This window comes from Streptomyces ambofaciens ATCC 23877, from assembly GCF_001267885.1.
Taxonomy (GTDB): domain Bacteria; phylum Actinomycetota; class Actinomycetes; order Streptomycetales; family Streptomycetaceae; genus Streptomyces; species Streptomyces ambofaciens.
Genome location: NZ_CP012382.1, coordinates 1,214,516 through 1,237,820 on the forward strand (window position 1 = coordinate 1,214,516; position 23,305 = coordinate 1,237,820).

At 74.4% G+C, this 23,305-nt stretch carries 21 protein-coding genes; 15 read left to right on the forward strand and 6 right to left on the reverse strand.

Going from position 1 to position 23,305, the window contains the following annotated elements; translation table 11 throughout:
* The first annotated feature begins 61 nt into the window (after positions 1-61).
* Positions 62-1,141 (forward strand): NADH:flavin oxidoreductase/NADH oxidase, encoded by a 1,080-nt coding sequence (locus SAM23877_RS05395; protein ID WP_053127412.1) that lies wholly within the window; start codon positions 62-64, stop codon positions 1,139-1,141.
* A 220-nt stretch (positions 1,142-1,361) separates the two neighbouring features.
* On the forward strand, positions 1,362-2,165 hold the full coding sequence (locus tag SAM23877_RS05400; RefSeq protein ID WP_053127414.1) for a pectate lyase: 804 nt from the start codon (positions 1,362-1,364) through the stop codon (positions 2,163-2,165).
* Between the two features lie 32 nt (positions 2,166-2,197).
* On the opposite strand, the gene SAM23877_RS05405 is transcribed toward SAM23877_RS05400, so the two are convergent.
* The gene (locus tag SAM23877_RS05405) at positions 2,198-2,950 is read right to left on the reverse strand and encodes a PaaX family transcriptional regulator C-terminal domain-containing protein (protein ID WP_053127415.1); all 753 of its coding nucleotides are present in this window, start codon (positions 2,948-2,950) and stop codon (positions 2,198-2,200) included.
* A gap of 103 nt (positions 2,951-3,053) precedes the next feature.
* On the opposite strand from SAM23877_RS05405, the gene SAM23877_RS05410 reads away from it, so the two are divergent.
* The 5 genes from SAM23877_RS05410 (at position 3,054) to SAM23877_RS05430 (ending at position 8,769) form a co-directional block, all read left to right on the forward strand.
* Positions 3,054-4,757, forward strand: a complete 1,704-nt coding sequence (locus tag SAM23877_RS05410) for a DNA alkylation response protein (protein ID WP_053127417.1) — start codon at positions 3,054-3,056, stop codon at positions 4,755-4,757.
* A gap of 79 nt (positions 4,758-4,836) precedes the next feature.
* Positions 4,837-5,991, forward strand: a complete 1,155-nt coding sequence (locus SAM23877_RS05415) for a WD40/YVTN/BNR-like repeat-containing protein (protein WP_053127419.1) — start codon at positions 4,837-4,839, stop codon at positions 5,989-5,991.
* Positions 5,992-6,061: 70 nt separating this feature from the next.
* Complete coding sequence (locus SAM23877_RS05420) at positions 6,062-6,739, forward strand: uracil-DNA glycosylase (protein WP_053127421.1); 678 nt, start codon at positions 6,062-6,064, stop codon at positions 6,737-6,739.
* Positions 6,736-7,713 (forward strand): N-acetylglucosamine kinase, encoded by a 978-nt coding sequence (locus tag SAM23877_RS05425; protein ID WP_053127423.1) that lies wholly within the window; start codon positions 6,736-6,738, stop codon positions 7,711-7,713. The genes SAM23877_RS05420 and SAM23877_RS05425 overlap by 4 nt, the downstream gene beginning before the upstream one ends.
* Positions 7,714-7,848: 135 nt before the next feature.
* The gene (locus SAM23877_RS05430) at positions 7,849-8,769 is read left to right on the forward strand and encodes a sirohydrochlorin chelatase (RefSeq protein ID WP_053127425.1); all 921 of its coding nucleotides are present in this window, start codon (positions 7,849-7,851) and stop codon (positions 8,767-8,769) included.
* 133 nt (positions 8,770-8,902) lie between these two features.
* Here the strand turns inward: SAM23877_RS05430 and SAM23877_RS05435 are convergent, their stop codons facing one another.
* Positions 8,903-9,937, reverse strand: coding sequence for a lactonase family protein (locus tag SAM23877_RS05435; protein WP_053127427.1), 1,035 nt, complete (start codon positions 9,935-9,937; stop codon positions 8,903-8,905).
* Between the two features lie 166 nt (positions 9,938-10,103).
* Positions 10,104-11,624 (reverse strand): FUSC family protein, encoded by a 1,521-nt coding sequence (locus tag SAM23877_RS05440; protein ID WP_053127429.1) that lies wholly within the window; start codon positions 11,622-11,624, stop codon positions 10,104-10,106.
* 203 nt (positions 11,625-11,827) lie between these two features.
* Here SAM23877_RS05440 and SAM23877_RS05445 point away from each other — a divergent pair, with 203 nt between their 5' ends.
* The 4 genes from SAM23877_RS05445 (at position 11,828) to SAM23877_RS05460 (ending at position 16,870) form a co-directional block, all read left to right on the forward strand.
* A complete protein-coding gene (locus SAM23877_RS05445; protein ID WP_053127431.1) occupies positions 11,828-12,304 on the forward strand; it encodes an Lrp/AsnC family transcriptional regulator in 477 nt (158 codons plus the stop codon).
* 28 nt (positions 12,305-12,332) lie between these two features.
* A complete protein-coding gene (locus tag SAM23877_RS05450; RefSeq protein ID WP_053127433.1) occupies positions 12,333-13,028 on the forward strand; it encodes an HAD family hydrolase in 696 nt (231 codons plus the stop codon).
* Between the two features lie 102 nt (positions 13,029-13,130).
* Positions 13,131-15,959, forward strand: a complete 2,829-nt coding sequence (locus SAM23877_RS05455) for a beta-L-arabinofuranosidase domain-containing protein (protein ID WP_053127435.1) — start codon at positions 13,131-13,133, stop codon at positions 15,957-15,959.
* A 170-nt stretch (positions 15,960-16,129) separates the two neighbouring features.
* Positions 16,130-16,870 (forward strand): DUF4142 domain-containing protein, encoded by a 741-nt coding sequence (locus tag SAM23877_RS05460; protein WP_053127437.1) that lies wholly within the window; start codon positions 16,130-16,132, stop codon positions 16,868-16,870.
* Positions 16,871-16,888: 18 nt separating this feature from the next.
* Here the strand turns inward: SAM23877_RS05460 and SAM23877_RS05465 are convergent, their stop codons facing one another.
* On the reverse strand, positions 16,889-17,734 hold the full coding sequence (locus SAM23877_RS05465) for a LysR family substrate-binding domain-containing protein (protein ID WP_053127439.1): 846 nt from the start codon (positions 17,732-17,734) through the stop codon (positions 16,889-16,891).
* A 173-nt stretch (positions 17,735-17,907) separates the two neighbouring features.
* Here SAM23877_RS05465 and SAM23877_RS05470 point away from each other — a divergent pair, with 173 nt between their 5' ends.
* Positions 17,908-18,306, forward strand: a complete 399-nt coding sequence (locus SAM23877_RS05470; RefSeq protein WP_053127441.1) for a DUF5997 family protein — start codon at positions 17,908-17,910, stop codon at positions 18,304-18,306.
* 170 nt (positions 18,307-18,476) lie between these two features.
* Here the strand turns inward: SAM23877_RS05470 and SAM23877_RS05475 are convergent, their stop codons facing one another.
* Positions 18,477-18,863 (reverse strand): DUF2267 domain-containing protein, encoded by a 387-nt coding sequence (locus SAM23877_RS05475; protein WP_053127443.1) that lies wholly within the window; start codon positions 18,861-18,863, stop codon positions 18,477-18,479.
* Between the two features lie 165 nt (positions 18,864-19,028).
* The gene (locus tag SAM23877_RS05480; protein ID WP_053127446.1) at positions 19,029-20,168 is read right to left on the reverse strand and encodes an MGDG synthase family glycosyltransferase; all 1,140 of its coding nucleotides are present in this window, start codon (positions 20,166-20,168) and stop codon (positions 19,029-19,031) included.
* A 184-nt stretch (positions 20,169-20,352) separates the two neighbouring features.
* Between SAM23877_RS05480 and SAM23877_RS05485 the strand changes: the two genes are divergently transcribed.
* The 3 genes from SAM23877_RS05485 to SAM23877_RS05495 are packed head-to-tail and all read left to right on the forward strand — an operon-like array spanning position 20,353 to position 23,000.
* On the forward strand, positions 20,353-21,207 hold the full coding sequence (locus SAM23877_RS05485) for an SDR family NAD(P)-dependent oxidoreductase (protein WP_053127448.1): 855 nt from the start codon (positions 20,353-20,355) through the stop codon (positions 21,205-21,207).
* 27 nt (positions 21,208-21,234) lie between these two features.
* Entirely contained in the window at positions 21,235-22,197 is a 963-nt protein-coding gene (locus tag SAM23877_RS05490) for a DMT family transporter (protein WP_053127449.1), read from the forward strand.
* A 35-nt stretch (positions 22,198-22,232) separates the two neighbouring features.
* Positions 22,233-23,000 carry a polysaccharide deacetylase family protein gene (locus tag SAM23877_RS05495; RefSeq protein ID WP_053142188.1) on the forward strand — a complete coding sequence of 256 codons (768 nt, stop codon included), beginning with the start codon at positions 22,233-22,235 and terminating at the stop codon, positions 22,998-23,000.
* Positions 23,001-23,305 lie beyond the last annotated feature (305 nt).

Sequence of the window (23,305 nt, forward strand, 5' to 3'; positions counted from 1 at the left end):
GTAGTACGAGGGTTATCGTACGAGCCGTCCCGTCCCGCCCCGACCCTGGGAGCAGCCCTCCATGAGCGCCCTTTTCCAGCCTCTCCAGCTGCGCGGCACCACGATCCCGAACCGGGTCTGGATGCCGCCGATGTGCCAGTACTCCGCCGCGCCCGAGGGCCCGTCGGCGGGGGTTCCCGGCGACTGGCACTTCGCGCACTACGGCGCACGCGCGGTCGGTGGCACCGGCCTGATCGTCGTCGAGGCCACCGCCGTCACACCGGAGGGCCGCATCTCCCCGCAGGATCTCGGCCTGTGGAACGACACCCAGGTCGAGGCCTTCCGCCGGATCACCGGCTTCCTCCGGGACCGGGGTACGGTGCCGGCGATCCAGCTGGCCCATGCCGGCCGCAAGGCGTCGACCGCGCAGCCGTGGAAGGGCGGGGCTCCCGTGGGCCCGGACGCGCACGGCTGGCAGCCGGTGGCGCCGAGCGCGCTCGCGTTCGACGAGCGGCACCCCGTGCCGACCGAGCTGACGGTCGCACAGATCCAGGAGGTGGTCGGCCGGTTCGCGGACGCGGCCCGCCGGGCCCTCGCCGCCGGCTTCGAGGTCGCCGAGATCCACGGCGCCCACGGCTACCTGATCCACGAGTTCCTGTCCCCGTACTCGAACCACCGCGGCGACGGGTACGGCGGGTCGTACGAGAACCGCACACGGTTCGCCCTCCAGGTCGTCGACGCCGTGCGGGAGGTGTGGCCCGACGACAAGCCGCTGTTCTTCCGCGTCTCGGCGACCGACTGGCTGGAGGAGGGCGGCTGGACGCCCGAGGACACCGTGCGCTTCGCCGGGGACCTCCAGGCGCACGGCGTGGACCTCCTCGACGTCTCCACGGGCGGCAACGCCCCGCGCGTCCGCATCCCGACGGGTCCCGGCTACCAGGTCCCGTTCGCCGCGCGGGTGAAGTCCGGGACCACGCTGCCGGTCGCCGCCGTCGGACTGATCACCGACGCCGGACAGGCCGAGAAGATCCTGGCCAACGGCGAGGCCGACGCGGTGCTGCTGGGACGCGAACTGCTGCGCGACCCCTCCTGGGCCCAGCACGCGGCCCGGGAGCTGGGCGAGGAGGTCCGGATGCCGGACCAGTACGGCTGGGGCATGTGAAGGGGAACCGCTGGGACAGGTCGAGGGGCAACCTCGCGGGAAGCGTTGACTAGAAAGCGCTTGCCCTTTACGGTCCGTTCATCAGCATGACCGCCGCGGACGCCGTCGACCCTCGCGGGCAGCGTAGGTCGCACGGCGTTCGCGGCGCCGGACAGAATCACGCACTGCGTTCACGTACATGTTCCGTTCCACCCCCACTCCCTATGGAAGGGACCAGAACATGACTGCTGCGACACGCTCCCGCACGCACGGGCGCGCGGCGACCGGCGCGCTGGCCGCCCTCGGGCTCTCGATTGGCATGCTCATGTCATTCGGGACCACCGGGGCGCACGCCGCCACCTGGCCGACCCCCAACGGCAGCCAAGGAGTCTCCGCCACCATCGCGGTCTCCGGCACCAAGGACTACGGGATGAAGCGCCTCTACGGCACCGGCGACCTCGGCTCCGGCGGCCAGGGCGAGGATCAGGGGCCGATCCTGGAACTGGCGCCCGGCGCCGTCCTCAAGAACGTGATCATCGGCGCCCCCGCCGCCGACGGCGTCCACTGCAAGGGCAGCTGCACCCTGCAGAACGTCTGGTGGGAGGACGTCGGCGAGGACGCCGCGACCTTCCGCGGCTCGTCGTCGTCGAACGTCTACACGGTCTCCGGCGGCGGCGCGAAGGAAGCCAGCGACAAGGTCTTCCAGTTCAACGGCGCCGGGACGCTGAACGTGTCCGACTTCGCCGTGAAGAACTTCGGCACCTTCATCCGCTCCTGCGGCAACTGCTCGACGCAGTACAAGCGGACGATCAACCTCAACAGCATCGAGGTGAGCTGGAAGGGCAGCCGGATCGCCGGCATCAACACCAACTACGGCGACAGCGCGACCCTGCGCAACATCACGATCGTCGGCGACAGCGGCAAGAAGATCGTCCCGTGCCAGAAGTACATCGGCAACGACGACGGGGACGAGCCGGACTCGAACGGCTCGGGCCCCGACGGCACCCACTGCAAGTACGCGACGTCCGACATCACCTACAAGTGAGGCGCGCGTGACGGGCGGGTGACCCCGCCCCGTCAGGTCCGGGTGCTCCGCGCCCGGACCTGAAGCGCCTGCTCCCGCTGGTAGTCCGTGTAGGCGTCCCGCAGAGCCCCGCCCGGCCAGCGGGCCGGGAGGAGTTCCGGGGGCAGGACCGGGTCGGCGAGCAGATGGCGCACGACGGCCGCGAAGGCGGCCAGGCGGTCGGCCGGGCGGCCGGCCCGGTCCACCCGGGCGAGCAGCGCCCACGCCGTCGCGGACCAGTCGTCCAGCGGCCAGAGCCTGGAGGCCAGTTCGCGGCCCGGGCGGCCGGGGCGCGAGTCGAGGCGCTCTGCCACCCGGTCGAGCCCGGCGGGCAGCGGGCGGCACAGATTGGCGGGGCGCAGCCAGACACCCTCGCGCAGTTCGGCGAGGCGCAGCGCGGTCAGCCGGGCGCGCAGGTCCGCCCGTTCGGCGGGCTCGCGCCCGGTGGCGGTGACCACGACGGTCTCCCAGTCGCCCTTCCACGCGCGCGTGCGCGGGTGCACCGCCTCGTCCTGGCGCCGCTGGCGCTCCAGCAGCCGTTCGCTGAGGCGGTAGCCGGTGTCCGTACGGCGCAGGTCCCCGGCGGCGGCCATCCGGCTGAGCGCCGCGCGCACGGTGGGCCCGCCGATCCCGAAGCCGTCCACCAGGCGCACCAGCTCCCGGACCGGCAGTTCGGGAGGGTGGGTGCCGAGCAGCAGGCTGAGGACGACCGACCGCGCGGACAGCGGGCGCGGCGTGAGATCGCCCTGGGGCGCCGGATCGTTCATCCGCGCGGCCTCGAGTCGTCCGTCCACATGAGCACGTACTGTACGTGCGCCGAACGTGTTGCACTGTTGCTGCGGCCGTGGAGCGAGTGCAACACTCGGGTGCATGACGACACGCGCGCAGGAGTCGTACGAGGAGTCCGCGGACCGTTCGGGAGCATCCGCGGACCGTCCGGAGGGGTACGCCACGCACGACGTCACCAATCAGCCGCCTCCCCTGGCCCCCTACGACGCCTTCGACGACACGGCCCTGCGGGAGGGCCTGCGACGGGAGGGCGCCGGGTGGGCCGAGGAGGAGCTGCGGCGGCTCGGCCGGCGGGCCGGGAGCGTGGCCGCGCAGGAGTGGGGTGACCTGGCCAACCGCCATGAACCCGTGCTGCGCACCCACGACCGGTACGGCAACCGGGTCGACGAGGTCGAGTACCACCCGAGCTGGCACCGCCTGATGCGCGTCGCGGTCGGCGAGGGGCTGGCGGGTGCACCCTGGGCCGACGACCGGCCGGGCGCCCATGTCGCGCGGACGGCGGGCGGGCTGGTCTGGGGGCACACGGAGGCCGGACACGGCTGTCCGACGTCCATGACCTACGCGGCCGTCCCGGCGCTGCGCGCCCAGCCCGATCTCGCGAAGGTGTACGAGCCCCTGCTGACCAGCCGGGAGTACGAGCCCGGGCTGCGCACTCCCACGGAGAAGCGGGGCCTGCTGGCCGGCATGGGGATGACCGAGAAGCAGGGCGGCTCCGACGTCCGCACCAACACCACGGCGGCCACCCCCACGGGCGAGCCCGGCGTGTACACCCTGCGCGGGCACAAGTGGTTCACGTCGGCGCCGATGTGCGACGTGTTCCTGGTGCTGGCCCAGGCGCCCGGGGGCCTGTCCTGCTTCCTGGTGCCGCGTGTGCTGCCCGACGGCGGTCGCAACACGTTCCGCATCCAGCGGCTGAAGGACAAGCTCGGCAACCGCTCCAACGCCTCGTCCGAACCCGAGTTCGACGGAACGGTCGCCTGGCTGGTCGGGCCCGAGGGGCAGGGCGTCAAGACGATCATCGAGATGGTCAACTGCACCCGGCTGGACTGCGTGATGTCCTCGGCGACGCTGATGCGCAAGACGCTCGTCGAGGCCGGTCACCACGTACGGCACCGCAGCGCCTTCGGGGCCCGGCTGGTCGACCAGCCGCTGATGCGCAACGTCCTGGCCGACCTGGCGCTGGAGTCGGAGGCCGCGACGACCCTCACCCTGCGGCTGGCGGGCGCGGCGGACCGGGCGGTGCGCGGCGACGCCGGGGAGGCGGCGTTCCGGCGGATCGCCACCGCCGTCGGCAAGTACTGGGTGACCAAGCGGGGCCCGGCGTTCACCGCGGAGGCCCTGGAGTGCCTGGGCGGCAACGGCTACGTGGAGGAGTCGGGCATGCCCCGCCACTACCGCGAGGCGCCCCTGCTGTCGATCTGGGAGGGCTCGGGGAACGTGAATGCTCTCGACGTACTGCGGGCGCTCGGCCGCTCCCCCGCCGCCGCGCACGCCCTCTTCGCCGAACTCGCCCTCGCCCGCGGGGCGGACGCCCGGCTGGACACCGCCGTGTCCCGGCTGGAGTCGGGGCTGGCCGAGGCGTCCGAGACCGGTGCCCGCCGTCTGGTGGAGCAGATGGCGCTCACCCTCCAGGCCTCCCTCCTGGTCCGGCACGCCCCGCCCGCCGTCGCCGACGCCTTCTGCGCGAGCCGGCTCGGCGGCGACTGGGGGCACTCCTTCGGCACGCTGCCGGCCGGGGCGGACCTCGACGGCATCCTGGCGCGGGCGCTGCCCGGCGAGGGCTGAGCGCTCGCGCCGGACCTCGCGCCGGGCTCGACGCCACCGCCCCGACCTGCGGCGACGCACTGTGCAGAGGTGACTGTCAGTGCCGGGGTGCAGACTGGCCCGTGTCCGAGACAAAGGCGTCGCCGAGGACGCCGCGGAGGTGATCGGCATGACCGAGGTACTGCTCGCCGTGGGCACGCGCAAGGGCCTGTTCATCGGGCGCCGGCGCGGTGGCACCTGGGAGTTCGACGAGAGTCCCTACTTCAACGCGCAGGCCGTCTACTCGGTCGCCCTCGACACCCGCGGCGACACCCCGCGGCTGCTGGCCGGCGGTGACAGCGCGCACTGGGGTCCGTCCGTGTTCCACTCCGACGACCTGGGCCGCACCTGGACCGAGCCGGCCCAACCCGCCGTCAGGTTCCCGAAGGAGACCGGCGCCTCGCTGGAGCGCGTGTGGCAGTTGCACCCGGCCGCCGCGGAGCCGGACGTGGTCTACGCGGGCACGGAACCGGCCGCGCTCTACCGCTCCGAGGACCGCGGCGAGAGCTTCGAGCTGGTCCGGCCCCTGTGGGAGCACCCCACGCGCTCCCAGTGGGTGCCGGGCGGCGGTGGCGAAGGGCTGCACACCGTGCTCACCGACCGGCGGGACCCGAAGTCGGTGACGGTCGCCGTCTCCACCGCGGGCGTGTTCCGCACGGTGGACGGCGGCGAGAGCTGGACACCGTCCAACTCCGGTGTCTCCGCGGTCTTCCTGCCCGACCCCGACCCGGAGTTCGGCCAGTGCGTGCACAAGGTCGCGCGGGACGCGGCGACGCCGGACCGGCTGTATCTGCAGAACCACTGGGGGGTCTACCGCAGCGACGACGCGGGCGCGCGGTGGACCGACATCGGCGAGGGACTGCCGTCCACCTTCGGCTTCGCGGTGGCCGCCCATCCGCACCGCGGTGACACGGCGTACGTCTTCCCGATCAACGCCGACGCGGACCGGGTCCCCGCGGACCGCCGCTGCCGGGTCTACCGCACGGCGGACGCGGGCAAGAGCTGGGAGCCGCTCTCCGCGGGGCTGCCGCAGGAGGACCACTACGGCACGGTGCTGCGCGACGCGCTGTGCACCGACGACGCGGACCGGGCGGGCGTGTACTTCGGCAACCGCAACGGCGAGGTGTTCGCGTCCCCCGACGACGGGGACAGCTGGGAGCAGTTGGCCTCCCACCTGCCGGACGTGCTGTGCGTGCGCGCGGCGGTCGTCGGGTGATCCGGACCGGGGGGACCGGCCGCGGCCACCGGTTGATCGACGTCACCCGTACGGCAGTAGGGTGACGCCCGTGGCACCACGACCCTTGAACGAGATCGTCGAAGCGGGCTGGGCGCAGGCCCTGGAACCCGTCGCCGGGCGGATCACCGCGATGGGTGAGTTCCTGCGCGCGGAGATCGCCGCCGGACGCACCTATCTGCCCGCGGGAGCGAACGTCCTGCGGGCCTTCCAGCAGCCCTTCGACGACGTCCGGGTCCTGATCGTCGGACAGGACCCGTATCCCACTCCGGGGCATGCCGTGGGGCTGTCGTTCTCGGTCGCGCCCGAGGTGCGTCCGCTGCCCGGCAGCCTCGTCAACATCTTCCGGGAGCTGAACACCGACCTGCATCTCCCCCAGCCCTCCTCCGGGGACCTGACCCCGTGGACCCGGCAGGGCGTGCTCCTGCTCAACAGGGCGCTCACCACCGCCCCGCGCAAGCCCGCCGCGCACCGCGGCAAGGGCTGGGAGGAGGTCACCGAGCAGGCGATCCGGGCCCTGGTGGCGCGGGGCAAGCCGATGGTGTCCATCCTGTGGGGCCGCGACGCCCGCAATCTGCGTCCGCTGCTCGGCGACCTGCCCTCCGTGGAGTCCGCGCACCCGTCCCCGATGTCGGCCGACCGGGGCTTCTTCGGCTCCCGTCCCTTCAGCCGGGCCAACGATCTGCTGGTCCGGCTGGGAGGTCAGCCGGTCGACTGGCGCCTGCCGTGAGCGGCGGCTTCCTCGCCGTGGACTCCGGCGGTTCGGGTCTGCGGGTCGTCGTCGGCAGGACCGGCGGTGGCGAAGGGCTCGGGCGGCGTGATTCGCGGGAGCCCGTCCGCACCGGGGAACGGGGTATCGATCCCGGGCACCTGATGGCGCAACTGCTGCCCATGGCCAGGGCGTTGGTCGCGGAGACCGGCGTGGAGCGGCTCACCACCGTGGTCGTCGGGGCCGCGGGACTGGCCACCCTGGGCGACGCCCTGCGGGCCGAACTGCCGGGCGCGCTCGCCCGGGAGCTGGGCGTGCGGACGGTCGCACTCGTCGCGGACGCCGTCACCGCGTACGTCGGCGCGCTCGGTCCCCGGGCCGGTGCGGTGGTCGCCGCGGGCACCGGACTGATCGCCACCGGCACCGACCTGACCCGCTGGCGCCGGGCGGACGGCTGGGGCCATCTGCTGGGCGACTGCGGCGGCGGCGCCTGGATCGGCCGGGCCGGCCTGGAGGCGGCGCTGCGCGCCCACGACGGGCGCCAGGGCGGCTCCACGCCGCTGCTGGCCCGGGCCGAGGAGCGGTTCGGGCCGATGGCCGGGCTGCCCGGCCTGCTGTATCCGCGTACGGACCGCCCCGCCGTCCTCGCGTCCTTCGCGCCCGACGTGGCCGCCTGCGCGGCCGACGACCCCGTCGCCGCGGGCATCCTGCGGACCGCCGCGCGGCACATGGCCGACTCCGCCGCCGCGGTGTGCCCGCCGGGCGGGGAGCCGCGTGTCGCGGTCACCGGCGGCCTGCTGAAGATGGGCGACCCCCTGGCCGTCCCGCTGGAGGAGGCGCTGGCGAAGCGGCTGCCGCACGCGCGGCGGACGGCCGCGGAGGGTGATCCCCTGCGGGGTTCGGTGCGCATCGCGACGGACCTGGCGACCGGCTCGCTCACCCTTCCGGGCGACGACCGGATGCTGTGGGTGACGGCCCTGCCGGGCGGCCGGTAATCGACCCTCCGGTGAGGTGAATCGTGCCGATGTCAGCCGATCCGTACATCACTCTTCCGACAAAACCGGACGGATACCGCTCACCTGCACCCTCCCCGAACAGGGAAACCCGGGAAACCAGTAACATGCGGCGCCATGAGCTCCCCCACTGGGCCCGCCGGCCTGCCAGTACGAATGCCGCGCCCCCGCCAGCCCGGACGGCACCGCCGTCCCGAACCGCTGGTGGCTCCCGAGGGCGCGCCGGCGCTCGTCCTCGCCGTGCCGGGGACGCCCAGCAGCGCCACCCGAGGCCTCGCCGACGAGGTCATCAGCATCGCCCGCTCGGAGCTGCCCGGCCTCGACGCGCGAATCGGCCACCTCGACGGGGACGACGAGGAGTTCCTCTCCCTGTCGACCGTGCTCGTACGCGCCGCCGAGGAACGCGCCGCGCGCTACGAGCAGGCGGTCGCCGCCGGCCTGGAGGTGAAGGAGCCCGAGGGCCCCGTCGCCGTCGTCGTGCCCCTGCTCGCCGGTCCGGACAACGCGCTGCTGCGCCGGATCCGGCAGGCCGTCATGGACAGCCGGATCGCGGCCGAGCTGACCGACGTGCTCGGCCCGCACCCGCTGCTCGCCGAGGCGCTGCACGTGCGGCTCTCCGAGGCCGGACTGGCCCGCGCCGACCGTGCTCGTCTGTTCACCGTGGCGACCGCCGCGGACGGCATCATCCTGGCCTCCGTGGGCGGTGACGAGGCGGTGCAGGCCGCCGGGATCACCGGCATGCTGCTCGCCGCGCGCCTCGCCGTGCCGGTGATGGCGGCGGCCCTGGACGACGAGGGCTCGATCGCGTCGGTGGCCGAGCAGCTGCGTTCCTCGGGTTCCCAGCAGCTGGCGCTCGCGCCGTACCTGATCGGCCCGGAGATCGAGGCGAGCCTGCTGGCGGAGGCGGCCAAGGAGGCGGGCTGCTCCACCGCCGAGCCCCTCGGCCCCTACCCGGCGATCGGCAAGCTGACGCTGGCCAAGTACACGACGGCGCTCGGTATCTCGCCGCAGCAGCCGCAGGGCACGCCGGTCCGCTGACCGCACGGCAGGCGCGAGCGCGACACGCAGGACGGAAGGGGCCCGCTCCGGTGCAGGAGCGGGCCCCTTCGGTCGTGCCGTGCGGCTCCTGGAGCCCACCGCGTGTCCCGCGGCGGGCCGCCGGCCGCGCCGGTCAGCCGAAGACCACGCAGGATGCCGCGGGCACGGCGAGCGAGCCGGCGCGCCGGGGGACACCGGTCTCCGGGTCCGGCGCGAACCAGGTCACGTCCCCGGAGCGCTCGTTGGCCGCGTACAGGAAACCGCCCGACTCGGTGATCTCCCGCGGCCAGTGACCGCCGCACGGCACGGTCGCGGAGAGCCGCAGCCCGTCCGGCTCCACGACGAACACGGACAGGACGTCCTCACCGCGGGTCGCCGTCCACACGAAGCGGCCGTCGGGCGAGACGACGATGCCGGAGGGATAGGCGTCACCGGACGGGGCCCCGGGCAGCACCGGCACCTCGCTCACGGGCTGCAGTACGCCGTCGGCCGCGTCCCAGCGGCAGACGGTGACCGTCGGCGCCAGTTCGTTGACCACGTAGGCGCGGGAGCCGTCCGGGTGGAACGCCAGGTGCCGGGGGCCCGAGCCGGGGCGCAGCGCGATCTCCCGGTGCACGGCGAGGGCGCCGTCCGCCAGGGTGCAGACCCGCACCGAGTCGGTGCCGAGATCCACGCTGACGACCCACCGCCCGCTCGGGTCGGGCCGCACCTGGTGGGCGTGCGGGCCCTGCTGGCGCTGGGCGTGCGGGCCTGAGCCGGTGTGCCGGAGAACGCCGGACAGGGCCCGGGCGAGGGTTCCGTCGGAACGCACGGGCACGGCGGTGACGCTGCCGGAACCGTAGTTGGCGGTCAGGACGTGTCCCGCGTGGAGGCTGAGGTGGGTCGGCCCGTCGCCCCCGACGGACACCGGCCGCCCGGCGGGCTCGGGCTTGTCCCCGCTCACCCGGTAGGCGGCCACCGCGCCCTCGGCCGTCTCGCTGACCGCGTAGAGCGTGTCCCCGTCGGGCGCGAGGGCGAGGTAGGAGGGGTCGGGCAGGCGGTCCGTGCCGTTCAGGACCGTCAGCGCGCCGCTGTCGGGTGCGACGGCCGCCGTGACGATGCCGGGCCCGCCGGCCGCCGTGAACGACCCGATGAACGCCCGTCGCTGCCGCCTGCCGCCGTCTGCCACCGCTGGCCCCTCTCGTGTCGGCTCATGCCGCCTCGTACGCCTCTACCGCTTCGTGCCGCCTCGTGCGGCCCCTCGTCGAGTGCCGACTGATCGTCTGCCCCGGGGCGACGGTAGCAGTCGATCAGCTGCGGTCTAGACCAAACGGGTGGCGCGGGACCGGACGGGGTCAGGCGCCGACGAGCGGGGAGCCGGAGGGGGCGCGCAGGGGCGCGGCGAGTTCGGTCAGGGCGCGTTCCACGCCGTGGAGATGGACCAGCGCGGGTTCGGTGGCGCCGGGTCCGTCGGTCCGGACGGGGACCGCTCCTCCCGCGGTGAGTGCCTCGACGGCGTTCTCGACCCGCCAGCAGGCGGCGGCCAGCCGTGCGTCGTGCGAGGCCTCCGGGTCGGCGGCGACGGCGACCAGACCGCGGATCTCCCGGGCGCACTCGTCGAGCAGTACGAGTACGCGGCGGGCGCGGTGCTTGCGGCCGCGCATCGGGTTCAGGGGGTGTACGAGCGGGGCGAGCGACAGCCGCACCCGGCCGAGCAGCTGCTCCAGTTCGGCCACCCGCGGCGCCGGGTCGGCGCCCTCGGTTCCGGCGAGGCGCGCGGCCGCCTCGGCGGTGCAGGCGTGCACGCAGCGCAGGGCGCGCTGGATCCAGGCGTCGTTGACGGCGTGCGTGGTGACGGGCAGGACGAGGAGCACCGCGAGCGCGGCTCCCAGGGCGCCCACCCCGGTCTCCACGAGCCGCAGGGCGAGCAGCCCGGGAGTGAGGACGCCCAGCAGGCCGTAGAGCAGTTCGGCGAGCAGCGTCACGCAGAGCATCATCCAGGTGTAGGAGACGGCGGCGGTGTAGAAGATGCCGAAGACGCAGGCGGCGGCGAGCACGGCCGTGGGCACCGCGGACCCGGCGACCGGGACGGCGACGAGGAAGCCGAGACCGATGCCGACGACCGTGCCGAGGACCCGGCGGAAGCCGCGGACCAGTGTCTCGCCGCGCGAGGTGGTGTTGACGAACACCCACCAGGTGGCGCCGACGGCCCAGTACCAGCGCTCGTCGGACACCAGCTGGCCCACGACCAGGGCGAAACCGGCGCCCGCCGTGGCCTGGACGGCCTGGCGGGTGGTGATGCGGGCCGGACGGGCGGCTCCCTTGCCCGGACGGCCCGGAAGGTACCGCCAGGCCGGTGCGGGGACGGCGGGCGGGGCCTGGCGGCGTTCGTAGCACCACAGGCCGAACCGCACCGCCGCGGCGGTGGCCACGGACAGCAGGACGGCGGCGAACATCTCGGGCAGGCGGTCGGTGGTCGCGTGCAGGAACTGCGCGACGAAGAAGGTCATGAAGGCGAACACGCCGAGGCTGTGCCCGCGCGGACCCCAGCGCCGGGCGTACACGCCCGCGCCGACGACGGCGAGGAAGGCGAGGTCCCGTGCCACGGGGAGGTCGTGCAGCGCGGCCGCGGCGGCGAGCACGGGCAGTCCGGTGACCGGCAGCAGCGCGGTGGTGACCGCCTGCCCGCGCACCGTGGCGTCGGTGACGGTGAACAGCGCGAGCAGCGCGGCGAGCCCACCGGTGACGGCCCCCACCAGGGAGGTGCCCGCCAGGCCGCAGACGGCGACGGCCAGACCGATACCGAGGACGGCCCGGGCGGCGAACCGCAGTCGCGTCCGCCCCGGGTCCGGGCTCACGAACACCCTCTTCAGCACTGACAACCGCCCCCTCCTACTGGCCCGGAATCCACCGGCACGAAAAAGGCGCCGCGGAATCCGCAGCGCCATCGACCCACCCATAGGAGCATCTCTTCCACCAGTGGCTCAACAGGCTCGCTCAGGACAGGTCCATTGGTACAGTTCCAGCGGCACTTTCACGGCCACCCAAGAGCCAATGGCCGACGAAGGGACCCGGCGCCATGGCGGTCGACGAACTCGACACCCGCATCCTTCGGCTGCTGCTGGAGCAGCCGCGCACCAGCGTGCGCGAGTACGCCCGCCTCCTCGGGGTCGCCCGGGGCACGCTCCAGGCCCGGCTGGACCGCCTGGAGCGCGACGGGGTGATCACCGGCACCGCACCGTCCCTCTCCCCCGCCGCACTGGGCCACCCGGTCCTCGCGTTCGTGCACATCGAGGTGACCCAGGGCCACCTGGACGAGGTGGGCGAGGCACTGGCCGCCGTCCCGGAGATCGTCGAGGCCTTCTCCATCACGGGCGGCGGCGACCTGCTGACCCGCGTCGTGGCGCGTGACAACGCACACCTGGAGGACGTGGTCCAGAAGCTGATCAGCCTGCCCGGCGTCGTGCGGACCCGCAGCGAGGTGGCGCTGCGCGAGCGCGTCCCGCACCGGCTGCTGCCCCTGGTGGAGTCGATCGGGCGCCAGGCGCGGAAGTGACCGCCGGCTCCTTGGCATCCTGGGGCCCATGAGCACTCTCGGCGGCATCTCGGTCATCTTCGATCTCGACGGAACGCTCGTGGACAGCGAGCCCACCTACTACCAGGCGGGCCGGCGGACGCTGGCCGAGTACGGCGTGCCGGACTTCACCTGGGCGGACCACGAGGGGTACGTGGGCATCAGCACCCGGGAGACCGTCGCCGACTGGAAGCGGCGCTACGGCCTGCGAGCTCCGGTGGAGGAACTGCTGGCCGTCAAGAACCGCCACTACCTGGAGCTGGCGCGCACCTCGGCCCAGGCGTACCCGCGGATGCGCGAGTTCGTCGAGCTGCTGGCGGACGAGGGGGTACCGCTGGCGGTGGCGTCGGGTTCGTCGCCCGAGGCCATCAGGGCGATCCTGGCCCGCACCGGACTGGACGCGCGGCTGCGCACGGTCGTCTCGGCGGACGAGGTCGCCGAGGGCAAGCCCGCCCCCGACGTCTTCCTGGAGGCGGCCCGCCGGCTCGGGTCGGACCCGGCCGACTGCGTGGTCCTGGAGGACGCCGCTCCGGGGGCCGCCGCCGCGCACGCGGCCGGCATGCGCTGCATCGCGGTCCCGTACGTCGCGGCCCAGGCCGATGCCCCGGAGTTCGCCACCGCCGACCTCCTGCTGCGCGGAGGGCAGGCGGAGTTCACGGCGCGGGCGGCGTACGAGTGGCTCGTGCGGGCGGCCCGGCCCGTCTGACCGTACCCGTCGGTACCGTTGACGCCCCTGTGCCCCTTGCCTATCTTCTGGGCGGGCTTTCGAACGGCATTCGATATTTCGAACCGAAGAAACGAGGAGCACATGGCAGCGCCCCTCTCCCGGCGGGCCCTCCTGCTGGCCACGGCCGTCGTCGCGGGAACGCCCGCGGTCGCGTACGCGGCGGGCGGCGGGCCCGGCGCCGCACCACGGGTCCCGGCCACGCTCCCGGACACCCCGACCCCTGCGGCCTGGTCCGTGCGGCCGTTCGGGCTGGAGGACGTGACCCTCGGCCGGGGCGTCTTCGCCGACAAACGTCGCCTGATGCTCGACCACGCGCGCGGCTACGACGTCGACCGGCTGCTCCAGGTCTTCCGTGCGAACGCCGGTCTGTCCACCCTCGGCGCCGTCGCCCCCGGCGGCTGGGAGGGGCTGGACGGCGAGGCCAACGGCAACCTGCGCGGTCACTACACCGGCCACTTCCTGACCATGCTCGCCCAGGCCCACCGCGGCACCGGGGAGGAGGTCTTCGCCGAGCGGATCACCAGCATGGTCACCGCCCTGACGGAGGTGCGCGAGTCCCTGCGCCACGACCCCGCCGTGCTGAGCACGCCGGGCCGCTTCGGCGCCGCCGCTCAGAACGTGCGCGGCTCCCACCAGTACGTCGACCTCCCCGCCGGCGTCCTCGGCGGCGCCTCCGCGATCACGCTGGCGGCCTGGGTGAAACCCACCCACGCCGGGGACTGGGCCCGCGTCCTCGACTTCGGTGACGACACCACCCGCTACCTCTACCTCGCGGCCCGCAACGGTGACGGCGTACCGCGCTTCGCCCTCACCGGCAGCGGCGCCGGGGGCGAGCAGGGCCTCGACGGCGCGGCCGCGCTGCCCCTGGACGAGTGGAGCCACCTGGCGGTGACCCTCGCGGACGGCACCGGAACCCTCTACGTCGACGGCGCCGCCGTGGCGCGCAACACCGCCATGTCCCTGACCCCGGCCGGCCTCGGCCCCCTCGCCCACCACTGGCTCGGCCGCTCGCACTACCCCGCCGACCCCGTCTTCGCGGGGGCGTTCGGGGGGTTCGACGTGTGGTCACGCGCCCTGAGCGCCGCCGAGATCGGCGCGCTGCGGGACCGTCGCGCCGCCGACACCCCGGCGGGCCGGGGCGACCTGGCGTCGTACGCCTTCGACGAGACGGCCGGCGGTACGTTCGCGGACGCCTCCGGGCGGGGCCTGACCGCGACGCTGCGACGCACCTGGGGCGGACCCAGCCATCCCGGGTTCCTCGCGGCGTACCCGGAGACGCAGTTCGTCGAGCTGGAGTCGATGACCGGCAGTGACTACACCAGGGTCTGGGCGCCGTACTACACGGCCCACAAGATCCTTCGGGGCTTGCTGGACGCCCACCTCGCCACCGGGGACGGGCGGGCGCTGGACCTCGCGTCCGGACTGTGCGACTGGATGTACTCCCGGCTGTCGAAGCTGCCCGCGGCCACACTGCAGCGGATGTGGGGCCTCTTCTCCAGCGGGGAGTTCGGCGGCATCGTGGAGGCGATCTGCGATCTGCACGCCGTCACCGGCGAGGCGCACCACCTGGCGCTGGCCCGGCTGTTCGACCTCGACCGGCTGATCGACGCCTGCGCCGCGGACGACGACGTCCTCGACGGTCTGCACGCCAACCAGCACATACCGATCTTCACCGGTCTGGTGCGGCTCCACGACGCGACGGGAGAGGAGCGCTACCTCACCGCCGCGAAGAACTTCTGGGGCATGGTCGTACCGCACCGCATGTACGCCATCGGCGGCACCAGCACCGGCGAGTTCTGGCAGGCGCGGGACGTGATCGCGGGCACGCTCGGCGCCACCACCGCCGAGAGCTGCTGCGCGTACAACATGCTCAAACTGAGCCGGACGCTGTTCTTCCACGAACAGGACCCGGCCTACATGGACTACTACGAACGCGCGCTGTACAACCAGGTGCTCGGCTCCAAGCAGGACGCGGCGGACGCGGAGAAGCCGCTCGTGACCTACTTCGTCGGACTGACGCCCGGTCATGTCCGGGACTACACGCCCAAGCAGGGCACGACCTGCTGCGAGGGCACCGGGATGGAGAGCGCCACCAAGTACCAGGACTCGGTGTACTTCGCCGCGGCCGACGGCAACGCCCTGTACGTCAACCTGTACAGCCGCTCCACGCTGACCTGGGCCGAGCGGGGGGTGACCGTCACCCAGGACACGGACTATCCGCGGGAGCAGGGCAGCACCCTCACCCTCGGCGGTGGCAGCGCCTCCTTCGCGCTGCGGTTGCGGGTGCCCGCGTGGGCCACGGCCGGGTTCCGGGTCACCGTCAACGGGCATGCCGTACCGGGGACGGCGACGCCGGGCAGCTACTTCACCGTCTCCCGGACCTGGCGCCGGGGCGACACCGTGCGCGTCCGTGTGCCCTTCCGGCTGCGGGTGGAGAAGGCCCTCGACGACCCGTCCTTGCAGGCCCTCTTCCTGGGTCCGGTCCACCTGGTCGCCCGCGACCCGTCCACCGCCCTCCTGGAGTGCGGGCTGTACCGCGGCGCGGGGCTCTCCGGCGACCTGCTGCCCACGCTCACCCCCGTGTCCGGCAAGCCGCTCCACTACACGCTGGACGGGACCGAGTGGGCGCCGTTCGCCGAGGGGAGCGAGGATCCGACGCACGCCTACTTCCGGCGCTCGGAGCCACGGGTGGTCCTCGGCGGGACCGACTCGGGCGTCGCCAACCCCGCGAGGGACGACGGCACCTCGCTGCTCGACGAGATCTGGGCCGCGGCCCCGTTCCGCGGCAAGGGCGCGCTGGTGGCGCACGTGCGGTCGACGGTGGACGCGTGGGTGGGCGCCGGACTGCTGGGGCCCGACGAGGGTGAGCGCGTGGTGCGGATCGCCCGGCAGGCGTCCTACGCGGACTGACGGACGCCGGTCTCTCGCCCGAGCCCCTCCCGACGGACGCCGGTCTCTTGCCCGAGCCCTACCGACGGACGCCGGTCTCTTGCCCGAGCCTTTACCCGGGGAGGTGATCGGATCGCCGTCCGCATCCGTACCTCCTGGCGTCCGAGCCTGTCCTCGCCCCAGGAGGCACGATGCGCATCACGCGCACCACGGCAGGGACCGCCTTCGTGGCCGGTGCCCTGGTCCTCACCCTCACCGCGCTCGCCTATCCGACCATGCTCGGGGTGCAGAACACGGCCAGTACCCAGGACCGCGTCATCACCAACACGCTGTACGGGCCGCTCACCGAGGCCGACCGGGACTTCGTGGTGAAGGTCAGGGCCGCGGGGCTGTGGGAGCACCCGCTCGGGCTGATGGCCATGGAGCGGGGGACGACACCGGAGATGAAGGAGGCCGGCGAGCACCTCGTCGTGGGACACTCCCGGCTCGACGCGACCTGCCGCAAGATCGCGCCCGAGCTCGGCATCACGCTGCCCAACCTGGCGTCCCCGCAACAGCAGCAGTTCGTGTCGACCGTGGACGGGACCACCGGCAAGCAGTTCGACACGACGGCGGTCAACATCATGCGCATCACGCACGGCCAGATCTTCCCGGCCATCGCCAAGATCCGCGCCAACACCAAGAACTCCCTGGTCCGGCAGCTTGCCGACCAGGCCAACGACACGGTTCTCGACCACATCACCGTGCTGGAGAAGACCGGTCTGGTCAACTTCGACCAGGTCAACTTCCAGCAGTCGGCCCCGCCGGGCCTGCCGAAGGTCCAGCTCACGCCGCCGGCACCGCAGCCGGGTGAGCCGGTGCTCTCCCTCACGCAGCCGCCCGGGCTGGACGTCAACACCTCCGCGCCGACGCCCAGTCCGACGGTCCGCTGACGCTGCCGCCCCGCCGCGTCACCGCTGGCGGGGCCTGCCGCGCCTTCCGCCCTTGCCTGCGCCGCTTCCGCCGCCGCCCTTGCCGCCGCTCCTGGCTCCGCCCCTGGTGCCGCCCTTGGCACCGCCCTTCGTGCCGCCCTTCGTGCCGCCCTTGGCGCCACTCTTCGCGCCGCCGGTCCGGCCCCCGGCCGTGGGCTTGCGCCGGGTCGAGGCCGCTTCGGTTCGCTCGTCCTGCGGTCGTGCCGTGGCGGGCTGCCGGCCGCGGGTGCTGTTGACGGTGCGGCCCCGGACGATGCCGATGAAGTCCTCCACGCGGTCCGTGTGCGCGTCCTCCGGCCAGCACAGCGCCACGCTCGACTCGGGAGCGTCCGTGACCGTCCGGTACGTGAGGTCCTTGCGATGGTGCAGCCGGGCCAGGGACAGCGGCACGAGCAGCACACCGATACCGGCCGCGACCAGCTCGACGGCGTCCGCCGTGGTGGCCGGACGCTCGAGGGCGGGCCGGCCGGGCGGCCGCTCCCAGCCGAGGACGTCGTCCAGGGGGTGCAGCACGATCTCGTCGGCCAGGTCCTCGACGGTCACCTCGTCGGCGGCGGTGACGAGGTGGTCCTTGGGGACCACCACGACCGTGGTCTCGGTGTAGAGCGGGATCGCGCTGAGCACGGTCCGGTCGACGGGCAGCCGGACCAGCCCGGCGTCGGCGTCACCGGCCAGCAGCACGCCGCCCGCCTCGGCGGGGGTGGTCTGGGTCAGGGACAGCGGGACGTCGGGCAGTCGCTCGTTCCAGATGCGCACCCATTTGTCGGGCGTCACCCCCGGGACGTAGGCGAGCCGGAACGAGGGGGGGTCTACCGAGCCTGTCACCCGGCCAGGTTACCGGCCGTGGTCGAGGGCCGCGGTCGAGGACCACGGTCACCGGCCGGGGAGGGCCGGGATCACCGGCCGGGGAGGGCCGGGATCACCGGCCGGGGAGGGCCGGGCTCCGCGGTCACCCGGCGTGGTCGGCGGTCGCTCGGACGATCGATACCCTTGTCACCATGACGTCGCACCAGAACACCCAGACCATGAAGCCCGCGACCGCGGCGAAGAAGCTGGGTGTGTACCTCGAGGCCACACCCGCCGAGTTCCGGGAGGGCGTCGTCACGCGCGCCGAGCTGAACGCGCTCCAGACGGATCCGCCGGCGTGGCTGCGGGACCTGCGGCGCGACGGTCCGCACCCGCGGCCGGTGGTGGCGGCCAAGCTGGGCGTCTCCATCGCGGGCCTGCACCGGGGCGGCGTCTCGGAACCGCTCACCACCGACCAGATCGAGGCGCTGAAGCAGGAGCGCCCGGAATGGCTGGAGCGGGAGCAGGCCGTCCAGGCCGATGTGCGCAAGGAGACGGCCCGCGTGAAGAAGCTGCACGCCGAGCGCGCGGAGCGGACCGAGCGCGACTGACCGCCGACGACGGAGGTGCTCGCGGGGCCCCCGCGGGTGCCCAGCGGGCCGCCGGCCCGCTCGAGGTCACGCTCGTGCCGGGTGACCGCCGGGCACCGTCCCGCCCCGGGTCCCCGGGTCGGAGGCCGGTGCTCGGTTCGGGTCGTCCATCCGCGTGAGCCGGGTGGTTCTCAGCGCCCCGCGGTCCGGCCGAAGAGGTCGGCGCAGTCCGTCGGCAGGTGGGTCAGCAGGCGGTCGACGCGTTCGCCGGGGACCGCTTCGGTGAGGGTGGAGAGCACGGCGCCCGCGTCCCATTCCGCGGTGCGCGGCCGGGCCCCGGTCTGCTGGGCCACGCGCTGGAGGAACTCGTCGCGGCCGAAGGACTCCGGACGTCCGCGTTCCAGTCGCAGCGCCTCGGCCAGCGGTGCCGGCAGGTCGGAAGCCAGCGCGGTGGCCTCCTCCGGGCCCACGCGGGACGCCACCACCCACAGGACGGCCCTGCTGACCTGCTCGGCCTCGTCCTCGCTGTGGTACTCGCCGCGGTCACGGACCAGGGTCAGGAATTCGTCGAGCCGCACGGCGTCGCCTCCTTCCGCCGGTTCACCTCGGGCCCGGGTGCCCTGGGTCCGGAGGGCGAAACGGAACCGCTCGGTTCCGGCGCGGGGGGTGGCTGCGCGCAAGCGCGGCCGCAGGGGGGCGTAGGCGGTGACGGCGGTGCCGTCCCGTACGCGTGGCCGGCCGCCTCATCGGCTCGTCCGCAGGGCCTCGGAGAGGGCCAGCACCCGGGTGACGGCGTCGTCGGTGAACAGCGCCCGTCCCGCGGCGACCCGCTTCCGCCGGGCGGGGCCGGGGGCGGTGAGCCGCCGCAGCGCGCGGAGCAGCGCATCGTCGTCCTCGGCGAGCTCCGAGACCCCCAGTGCGACCATCCGCCGGACGCCGTCCGCACCGTGGCCCGGTATCGGGCGGTAGCCCACGACCGGCAGCCCGGCGGCGAGCGCCTGTACGGCGGTCTGGCCGGCGGCATTGTCGACCAGGGCGCGCGCGCCGTGCAGCAGGCCGGGCATGTCCGTCACCCAGCCCAGTGCCACCGCCCCCGGGGTCCCGGACAGCGCGCGGCGCAGCCGCTCGTTGTCCCCGCAGAGCACGACCGGCAGAAACCCGTGGTCCGCCAGGAACCGGACGGTGGTGCGAAGACGCGAGCCGACCCCCCAGGCACCGGCGGACAGCACCACGGCGGGCCGCCCGGGACCGAGCCGGTCGAAGAGCTCCCGCCAGCCGGCCGCCCCAGGAGGGTCGGCGAAGAACTCGGGGGCCACGACCGGACCGCACGCCGACGCGTGCGTGCCGGTGCTCTCCCGCACCTCCTGGGCCACGTCCGGAGTGAGACACAGACAGTGGTCGTTGCCGGCGTGCAGCCACTGCCGGTGGACCGCGAAGTCGATCACGAGGACGACGCTGGGCACGGGCAGCAGACCCCGCGCACGCAGGTGGCCGGTCAGCTGGGCGCCGAGGTGGAAGACGGGGACGACCACGTCGGCTCCCGTGCTCTCGGCCAGCTCCCGCAGCCGGCCGCCCGCGAGCCGGGCCAGGGGCGTGCCGCCGGGGCGGTGACCGGTGCCGGGACGCAGGAACAGTCGGTACAGGACGGCGTACGCCCAGGGGAAGTGGCGCACCGACCCGCGGTAGAAGCGCCGCAACGCCCCGCCGAGGCCGTACGGCAGCAGGGTGAGGACGTCGACGGTCACCGCCGCCTCACCGCGTTCCTCGGCCCGGCGGACGAGTTCGGCGGCGACCGTGTCGTGTCCGGCGCCCATGCTCGCGCTGACCACCAGCAGACACCGGCCGGCCGGCGGACCGGGCGGGTCCGCCGAACGGCGGGACATCGATGAGCTGCGAGGATGCACGGCGGTCCAAGTTGCCGGTGCGGCACATTCCAAACCGCTACAGAAGCGGGCGTTTCGGGCGCCCTGCCGGGGATACTCCGTGATCGCCCGTCCGGCCGGACGCCGGAGCCCGACCGCCCGGTCGGCCGCTCGTCGGTGTCCGCCCCGAGCCAAGGTGGTCCCCATGGCCCATGCGTTCTCCCGCCCCCGGTCGGCCCCCGGACCTCGGGTGGTCGCGCCCGACGCGGATCATGCCAGGCCGCGGCGGGAGCCCGTCGGCGGCCGGGGCACGCGGACGCGCACCGCGCTCGTGACCGGGGCGTCCTCCGGTATCGGCGCGGCCGTGGCCCGCCGGCTGAGCGACGAGGGCGACTGGCGGCTGGTGCTCAGCGGACGCGACCCGTCCCGGCTGCGCGCGGTCGCCGAGGACGCGTCGGCCACCGCCTTCGCCGCGGACCTCACCCTTCCCGGCGCCGATCGGCAGCTCGCCGACTTCACGCTGGCCACGGTGGGGCCGGTGGACCTGCTCGTGGCCGGTGCCGGGGTCGGCTGGGCCGGGGAGTTCCTGGACATGCCCCCGCACACCATCGACGAGGTGCTGGAGATCAACGTCCCGGCCACCCTCCGGCTGGTACGGCTGGTACTGCCGGGCATGGTGGAGGCCGGGTCGGGGCGGGTGGTGCTCATCGGATCGCTGGCGGGCAGCGTGGCGGTGCGCGACGAGGCCGTGTACTCCGCCGCCAAGGCGGCGATCGGCGCCTTCGCCGACGCCCTGCGCTACGAGCTGCGGGGCACCGGGGTAGGGGTCACGCACGTGGTGCCCGGGGTCGTCGACACGCCGTTCTTCGAGCGCCGCGGGGCGCCCTACCGGCGGTCACGGCCGCGTCCGGTGTCCGCCGAGCGGGTGGCCGAGGCGGTGCGCACCGCGGTGGTGCGGGGCCGGGACGAGGTGTACGTCCCCGGGTGGCTGCGGCTGCCGTGCCGGGTGCGGGGTGCGGCTCCGGGTCTGTACCGGCGACTGGCCACGCGGTTCGGGTGAGTTCCGGATGAGCGGGAGCGCGCGGCGGTGAGTGTCCTCACCGTCGTCCTCGCCCTGTTCGCGGCGCTGTCCAACGCCGCGGCGTCGGTCCTGCAACGCCGGGCCGCGGCGCAGGACGAGGACCGCGCGGGCGCCGTTCACACGGTGGTGCGCTCACTGCTGCGACTGGTGCACGACCCGTACTGGGTGGGCGGCGCCGCGCTGCTCGCGCTGACGACGGTCCTTCAGGGGGCCGCGCTGGCGGTGGGCAGCCTGTCCGTCGTCCAGCCGCTGATGGCCACCGAGCTGCTGTTCACTCTGATGGTCGGCAGCGTCGTCTTCCACCGGCGTCCCGACCTGCGGACCTGGCTCGCCTTCGTGGCCCTGGCCGTGGGGCTCGCGCTGTTCCTCGGTGCCGCCAGCCCGTCCGCCGGTCAGGACACCGCCACCCCGGGGCGGTGGGGCTGGGCGGGCCTGGCGCTGTTCGTCGTGGTGACGGCCCTCGCCTCGGTCGGCAGCCTGGTGCGGGGCGCGCCGCGCGCCGCGCTGTTCGGGTCGGCGTCCGCGGTGGCGTTCGGCGGTACGGCGGCGCTGCTGAAGGAGGTCACCGGTCGCCTCCCCCAAGGGGTGGGCGCGATGCTGACCCAGTGGCCGCCGTACGCCACGGCGGTGGTCGGGGTCGTCAGCTTCCTGCTGCTGCAGAGCGCGCTGCGGGCGGGGACGCTCGCGGCGTCGCAGCCGGCGCTGACCCTCGGCGACGCGTTGACCAGTGTCGCCCTGGGCTGGGCGCTGTTCGGCGAGGAGATCGCCCTCGGGGTGCGGGTGGTGCCCGAGCTGGTCGGCGTGGCGCTGATCGGCCTCGGCAGCATCGGGCTGGCCCGGGCGCCGTCGGTCCACGGGGCGTGGGACACGCCGCCCGCGGCGCGGGACGGCCCTCGGGCGGACGGACGGAAACAGGAGCAGGGTCAGGGGCAGGAGCGGTACCGCGGTCGGGGCCGGCGGGGGGCGTGACCGACACCGCGCGGCACCCGCTACAGGAGGCACAGATGCGTCAGAGGCCGGCCCTCACACCGGCGGTGTACGTCGCCGCACCAGTCGCCTTCGCGCTGGCCCACATCGGCCCGGCCGCGACCTGGCTGCCGGGTTTTCGCCGGCGCGCGTTCCCGGGCCTGACCGGACAGGGCCGACCCGGTCACGTCGCGCTCACCTTCGACGACGGCCCCGATCCGGCGTCCACACCGCGTTTCCTCGACGTGCTGGACGAGCTCGGCGTGCGGGCGACGTTCTTCCTGCTCGGCGAGAACGTCGTACGTCACCCGGCGACGGCCCGCGAGCCGGCCCGGCGGGGACACGAACTCGCCGTGCACGGCTGGGCGCACGACCGCCCCTGGCTGCCGTCACCGGCACGGGACGCGCGCGAGCTGCTGCGCGCCGTCCACGCGGTGGGAGAGGCCGCCGGACGCGCCCCGCTCTGGTACCGCCCGCCCTACGGCATCCTGACCTCCGGACGCTGGGCCGCGGCACACCGGGCGGGACTGCGGCCGGTGCTGTGGACCGCGTGGGGGAAGGACTGGCGGCCGGACGCCACGCCCGCTTCGGTGCGGGCCACCGTCACGGCGGACCTGCGCGGGGGCGGCACGATCCTCCTCCACGACACCGACCACGCCTCCGCCCCCGGCAGCTGGCGTTCCGCCCTCGGTGCCCTCCCCGGCATCGTCCGTGACTGCCGGGAGGCGGGGCTGACGGTGGGACCGCTGGGGGAACACGAAGTGGGCCGACCGGACGGGCGACGCGCGCCGGCATCGGTCCGGTGACGGCGGGGACGGCGGACGCCGCGGTCGCGCCGGAGACAGCAGACACGGCGGACACGGCGGACCCGGCACGGTGCCCGCCACCGGCGACGGCGGTCCCGCCGGGCAGCGCCCACCGACCGGACCCGCCGGACGGGACAACGGAAGGCCACGGTCCGACACCGGCCCGATGACGGCCCACACGGCACGCAACCGCCGCCGGCGACAGCAGCCCGGCCATGCAGCCGACGTCGGAGACGGCCCACACGGCAGCCCGCCGACCGCCGGCGACGGCGGCCCCGCCGGTCGGACGCCACCGGGCGGGGCCG